Source organism: Brachybacterium sp., assembly GCF_052095815.1.
In the GTDB taxonomy this organism is placed as follows: Bacteria; Actinomycetota; Actinomycetes; order Actinomycetales; family Dermabacteraceae; genus Brachybacterium.
This window is the reverse complement of the sequence record NZ_JBQDLF010000095.1, coordinates 1-3,677: the sequence shown is the minus strand read 5'-3', so window position 1 is coordinate 3,677 and position 3,677 is coordinate 1. Positions and strand designations below refer to the sequence as shown.

The following is a 3,677-nucleotide window of genomic DNA, read 5'->3' as shown; positions in this document are numbered from 1 at the left end:
AGGCCGGGCGGCAGGTCGTGGCGCATGGCCGCCTCGGCAGCGCTGTTCACGTGCCATCTCGCGAGGTCCTCGACCCAGGCGCGGGAGCCACCGGCGGTCAGCAGGGACCGCGCGCGGCGCGCCTCGTCCTCGCCGAGATCCTCGCGGCCCAGCAGGGGCTGCAGCGCGGGCCAGATATCCGTGGTCGAGGCATGGGCGATCAGCGCGGTGCGCTTGCCCTCCCGCAGGTCGCCGAGCGCGCTCTTGCCGGTGCGCTGCTCGTCGCCGAACATGCCGAGCAGGTCGTCGAACAGCTGGAATCCGATGCCGAGCAGGCTGCCGATCTCGTCGAGGGCAGTGAGCACCTCGGGGGAGGCGTCGGCGAGGATCGCACCGGCGCGCAGCGGCAGCTGGAAGGAGTACAGCGCCGTCTTCAGCTCGGCGACCGCGAGCGCCTCGCGGAGCACGACCGCACCCTCCGCGGGGCCCAGCTGGAGACGTACATCGGCGAGCTCGCCGGCGGCTGAGGCGTGCAGGGTGCTCTCGAACAGGTCCAGCAGACGGTCGACCACAGGCGCGGGCGCATCGCAGCAGGCGATCGCGCGCAGTGCGGCGATGAGGCCGAGGTCGCCCGCGAGGATGCCGGCCGCCTCCCCGAGCCGTCGCGCCTCGGACGGCCCGACACCCTGCCGCCGCGCGTCGGCGGCGATCCCGCCGGGCAGGCTCGGCGCCCCCCGGCGCACCTGGTCCCCGTCGATCACGTCGTCCTGCACCACGAAGGCCGTGTGCATCAGTTCGAGCGCGGCGGCGGCCTGGACGGCAGCAGGCTCTCGAGCGCCGCCGAGCGCCTGGTGGGTCGCCAGCAGCAGGTGCGGTCTGAACCGCTTCCCGCCGCCCGTGGCGCGGGAGAAGGCGGCCCAGAGGTCGTGGTGATCGGGCAGCGGCAGCGTGCCGGCTCTGGCGGCTCCGCGGCTCAGCAGACGCTGGATCTCCTGCTCGACGGCCTGGCGGTTCGCTTCGATCATGAGGTGCTCGCGGGGAGGCGATCCAGGACCTCGCGGAGCTGCGGGACCTGGGCTGTCGTCCACGGGCTGAGGGTCCACGGCGACAGCTCCACGAGAGCGGCGAGCTCCGCGGGGTCGACCCATCGCAGATCCATCACCTCCGCGGGATGGGGCACCGGCTCGCTCCCGGCTGCAGCGACGAAGACCGGGCAGATCTCGTTCTCGACGATGCCGGAGGCGTCCACGGCCCGGTAGCGGAAGTCGGGCAGGACCTCCCGGGGAGGGCCGACCTCCATGCCCAGCTCGTGCATGGCATGCCGCGCGATCGCCTCGGCGAAGGTTTCGCCCTGGCGGGGGTGGCCGCAGAAGGAGTTCGTCCATACCCCCGGCCAGGTGCGCTTGGTCAGTGCGCGCCGGGTGAGCAGGACCCGTCCGTCGGGCCGCACCACATAGCAGGAGAAGGCCAGGTGCAGGGGAGTGGCGGTGGAGTGGACCGTGGCGCGCGGAGCCAGCCCTCGAGGAGTTCCGTCCTCCTCCATGAGGATCACGTGGTCCTCTGCGGTCGCCTGATCCTGTGCGGTGGTGCCTGGGTGGGTGCTCTGTCGTGCGCTCACCATGCCTCCATCCTCTAGTTAGCCGGGCTATCTAATTTCACTGTAGCATCCACGTATGACCGACACGCCAAGGAACCCCGACGAGGGGCGGAGCAACCGCTACTGGTACGACGGGAATGACTCCCCCGTCGCCCTCCTCAGTGCCTTGCGCGCCTTCCGTGTGGCGGATCAGGAGCTGCGCCGTCGGATGAGCGAGGGAATGGACATGAACACCACCGATCTCGCTGCCCTGAGATTCGTGATCGCCAATGAGCTCTCGGCAGAACCGGTGACACCCCTGCGACTGGCGGCGAACCTGCGCATCTCCGGCCCGTCCACCTCGAAGCTGATCGACCGGCTGACCGCTTCGGGTCACCTGCGGCGCGTGCCCCACCCCGAGGATGGCCGGTCGAGGATCGTGATCGCGACGGACCATGCCCACTCCCAGGTGCGGGAGCGCCTGGGGCACATGCACGAGCGGATGCTCGAGATCGCACAGCAGGTGCCGGCCCCGGCGAGGGCGGCCGCCATCGCATTCCTGCAGGCGATGGCGGAGCAGCTCGACGCCGAAGCGGCACCGCCGGAGCTGACGCAGCGCGGGACCTGAGGGTCCGAGCTCTGCGGCGGCACCCGAGGCGGGTCGGTGAGGCCAGGTGGGATACTGGGGTTCCGACGAGAGGGCCTCGTCGCGAGGACCCACCCCGTGCTCCGACACCGATGTGATGCCGGTTCCTCGTGACGTCGACGTCCAGGGAGCATCCGATGTCCACGATCAGCTGGACCGAGAACAGCACACCGCGCACCGCACGATGGCATTCCGAGAACGGCGCTCCGCCGCCCGAACGGCTCGAGATCGTCGACGACACTGTCACCGCGAACGCCGCCCTGCGCAGCATCCGCGCCGGCGCCGGCCTGCTCTGGCGCGGTGACTACCACAACGCCCGCCAGCTGCTCACAGCCATCGGGCGCCGGGCAGATCGGCGCGCGCTGCCCAAGAACCTCGACGTCGCACGACTGTTCCAGGCGCACCGAGCAGCGCGGGCGGAGCGCGCCAGGCTGCTGGGCGGGGTGGTGGTGATGCTCGAGCCGGGGCACCGCCTCGCTCTGCGCCGAGCCCCGGACGTCGCCGCGGCCTGCCAGCAGGCATACGGAGAGCTCACAGAACCGATGCTCATCTCCCTCTCGGAGCTGCTCGGAGTGCTCAGCGCCCGCCAGTGGCAGGAGAAGGGCGTGCCGATCTCAGCCCTCGAGGCCCAGATCCATCCCCGCCACAGCGTGTTCTCCCCGGTGCGCTCGGAGTACGTGGACCTCGTGGCGCAGGCACCCATGCCCGAGGTCGAGGGAGGGGCAGAAGCCTTCGACCTCGGCACAGGAACCGGCGTGCTGGCAGCAGTGCTCGCGCGACGGGGTGCGGCACGTGTGGTCGCCACCGACATCAATCCCCGCGCAGTCGACAACGCCCGGGAGAACATCCAGCGCCTGGGCCTCGAGGACCGCGTCGAGGTGCTCGAAGCGAACCTGTTCCCGCCCGGGCAGGCGGACCTGGTGGTCTGCAATCCGCCCTGGCTCCCCGGGACGGCGACCTCGGCCCTCGAGCTGGGGATCTATGACGAGGACTCGAGCATGCTCCGAGGAGTGCTCGACGGCCTCAGCGCCCATCTGCGACCCGGAGGGGAGGGGTGGCTGATCCTCTCCGACCTCGCCGAGCACCTGAAGCTGCGCAGTCGTGACGAGCTCCTGAGACTGATCGACACGGCCGGCCTGGAGGTCATCGGCAAGGTCTCCACCTCTCCTCGTCACCCCCGCTCTCAGGATCCGCACGATCTGCTGCACGCCGCCCGCTCTCAGGAGGTCACGACCCTGTGGCGCCTGCGCCCGGTGGCCGACCCAGATCCGGTGGCCGGCTGAGGCGGGAAGCCTGAGGGCGCTCAGGCGGGCCGGAAACCTACCGTCAAGTAGCCAGGCGCTGACCTCGACAGATGCGCAGAAAGTCGGTGTGGTCGAGGCCACTTCGGAAATGGTCGTTCTGGCTTGACGGGGGTGCGTCAGGCCCGTAATGTTCTTCCTCGTGCCCCGGACAACGGGAACAAGGAACGGCCAG

General features: G+C 70.5%; 4 protein-coding genes. 2 read left to right on the top strand and 2 right to left on the bottom strand.

From position 1 onward, the window contains the following. A partial coding sequence (locus ACTH43_RS18435; protein WP_441446337.1) for a polyprenyl synthetase family protein occupies positions 1–1,004 on the bottom strand: 1,004 nt, incomplete at its 3' end. Further along, positions 1,001–1,600 carry an isopentenyl-diphosphate Delta-isomerase gene (gene idi / locus ACTH43_RS18430; RefSeq protein ID WP_441446336.1) on the bottom strand — a complete coding sequence of 200 codons (600 nt, stop codon included), beginning with the start codon at positions 1,598–1,600 and terminating at the stop codon, positions 1,001–1,003. The genes ACTH43_RS18435 and idi, both read right to left, overlap by 4 nt. A gap of 52 nt (positions 1,601–1,652) precedes the next feature. On the opposite strand from idi, the gene ACTH43_RS18425 reads away from it, so the two are divergent. Next, entirely contained in the window at positions 1,653–2,183 is a 531-nt protein-coding gene (locus ACTH43_RS18425; RefSeq protein ID WP_441446335.1) for a MarR family winged helix-turn-helix transcriptional regulator, read from the top strand. Positions 2,184–2,338: 155 nt separating this feature from the next. Next, a complete protein-coding gene (locus ACTH43_RS18420) occupies positions 2,339–3,484 on the top strand; it encodes a 50S ribosomal protein L11 methyltransferase (protein WP_441446334.1) in 1,146 nt (381 codons plus the stop codon). Positions 3,485–3,677 lie beyond the last annotated feature (193 nt).

Bases quoted from the DNA above. Each gene is read 5' to 3' on its own strand.
- idi (WP_441446336.1), bottom strand. From the start codon at position 1,600: ATGGTGAGCGCACGACAGAGCACCCACCCAGGCACCACCGCACAGGAT.
- ACTH43_RS18420 (WP_441446334.1), top strand. From the start codon at position 2,339: ATGTCCACGATCAGCTGGACCGAGAACAGCACACCGCGCACCGCACGA.
- ACTH43_RS18425 (WP_441446335.1), top strand. From the start codon at position 1,653: ATGACCGACACGCCAAGGAACCCCGACGAGGGGCGGAGCAACCGCTAC.